The following is a 1,209-nucleotide window of genomic DNA, read 5'->3' as shown; positions in this document are numbered from 1 at the left end:
AGTGATTTGTGGGCGCCGGCCGCGTGAGGCCGGCGCCTTTTTTCAAGCTCAGTGCGGCTCGTGAGCGTCGGCGGTGCCGAGCAGCCAGTAGCCGGCGGCCTTGACCCATTCGGGATTGAAGCCGCGCGTTTCCGTCAGGTACTGGCGGACCGACTTGCTCATCGAACTTTCGCCCGCGACATAGGCATAGGCATCGCCCTCTAGCAGGTCGAGCGCCTTGACCTGGTCGAGCAGCAGCGAGGTGGTACCGGCAGGTGCGCCGTTGCGGTGCAGATAGATGAGATCGAGATCGGCGCGCGTTTCGAACTTTTGTTCCTCGGCGGGAGAATCGACCTCGACCACGGCGACGACGCGGGCGCCCTTGGGTAGTTCCTCGATGCGGCGACCAATGGCGGGCAGGGCGGTTTCGTCGCCCACCAGCAGATACCAGTCAAAAGTCATGGGCACGACCACCGAGCCGCGCGGGCCGCCGATGACCAGCGTTTTGCCCGGTTCGGCCGACGCCGCCCAGCTCGAGGCAGGGCCATCGCCATGCAGCACGAAATCGAGCTCGATCCAGCCTTCGGCAACATTCCAGAAACGGGGCGTGTAGTCGCGCATTTCGGGCCGCGTGCCCGGCGCGAATTCGGCGCCGTTGGGGCCGACCGGAGGCAGCAGCGGGGTCACGCTGGCGGGGAAGAAGAAGGCCTTGATGTGGTCGGCATGGCTGGGAGAAACGAAGCCTTCCATGTCGCCGGTCAGGTGAACCCGACGCATCAGCGGGGTGATGTCGGTGACGGCGGTGACGGTGAGCAGACGGAGTTTCGTCTCGTGGCGAACGCGCTGTGGTGCGCGGGGATCGGATGTCTCGGTCGTCATGGCTTAAATCCTGAATAATATACTCAGCAATTATTCCATGCATCCATGGATGGCAAGCCGGGGTTGAACACCAAAACGCGAGACATATCTTTGTCGCATAGTAATTTGCAGGAGCCCGGCAATGAAAAGCGCCATCTATTCCGAATTCGGCATGCCGGAAAGAGTTCTGAGGACAGAGGACGTGGAGCGACCGCAACCGGGACCCGGCCAGGTTCTGGTCAGGATGGTGCTGTCGCCTGTCCACAATCACGACCTGATGACCATTGCCGGCCAATATGGCTTCAAGCCGAGCCTGCCTGCGGTACCGGGCACGGAGGCCGTGGGGGTAGTCGAGGCGCTGGGCGAGGGCGT

2 protein-coding genes are annotated in these 1,209 nt (G+C 62.9%); one reads left to right on the top strand and one right to left on the bottom strand.

The window, feature by feature from the left end; genetic code table 11:
* Positions 1 to 48: 48 nt before the first annotated feature.
* Positions 49 to 858, bottom strand: coding sequence for a siderophore-interacting protein (locus J0I64_RS15620; RefSeq protein ID WP_291409895.1), 810 nt, complete (start codon positions 856 to 858; stop codon positions 49 to 51).
* Between the two features lie 121 nt (positions 859 to 979).
* On the opposite strand from J0I64_RS15620, the gene J0I64_RS15615 reads away from it, so the two are divergent.
* A partial coding sequence (locus tag J0I64_RS15615; RefSeq protein WP_291409893.1) for an alcohol dehydrogenase catalytic domain-containing protein occupies positions 980 to 1,209 on the top strand: 230 nt, incomplete at its 3' end.

This window comes from Devosia sp. (assembly GCF_017307565.1).
Classification (GTDB): Bacteria; Pseudomonadota; Alphaproteobacteria; order Rhizobiales; family Devosiaceae; genus Devosia.
This window is presented reverse-complemented; position numbering and strand designations above follow the sequence as displayed.